The sequence below is a fragment of the Streptomyces zinciresistens K42 genome, assembly GCF_000225525.1.
GTDB classification, from domain to species: Bacteria; Actinomycetota; Actinomycetes; order Streptomycetales; family Streptomycetaceae; genus Streptomyces; species Streptomyces zinciresistens.
In genome coordinates, this window is the sequence record NZ_AGBF01000488.1 from 1 (window position 1) to 506 (window position 506).

A 506-nucleotide genomic window follows, 5' to 3' on the forward strand; every position below is an offset into this window, starting at 1 on the left:
GTGATCTCAGGGTCGGTTCCGTCGACGGCGGTGACCAGGGTGTCCCACGTCTCCCGTCGGCCGAACCAGGCGTTCTGCAGGGTCTCCACCCAGGCGTAGATGTACTCGTCGAACTCCGCGCCGGACGCGCGGAGAAACGGGACGGGCACGTGAGCCAGCTGGTCGGCCCGATCGTTCTCACGGCAGATGGCCGCCAGGTAGAAGGCGGTGAGCCAGTTTCCCGCGTGCAGGTAGTCCTGAGGTCCGGTCGCGGGAAGGTGCTTCACCTCACCCATGCTCCCGATACGGCAGGGAACGGATCCTTCCACCGCCGTGCCGGCCGTGAACAGCGCGGAGCCCACCTGCATGGCTGTGACCCACGCCTCCCATGTGGGGAACTCCCCCGCCACGGGGTCCGTCAGGCAACGCCACTTCGCGACAGCCAGCGTGAGCATCTGAGCGTCGTAGCGGTAGTCCGCCGACGTCTCGATCTCGTCGAGCACTTCCTTGGTGCTGTCGATGACGGG

The 506-nt window shown here is 66.8% G+C and carries 1 protein-coding gene; it reads right to left on the reverse strand.

The window, feature by feature from the left end:
- The coding region (locus SZN_RS37340; RefSeq protein WP_007506643.1) for an immunity 49 family protein at window positions 1–506 on the reverse strand (506 nt) is incomplete at both ends.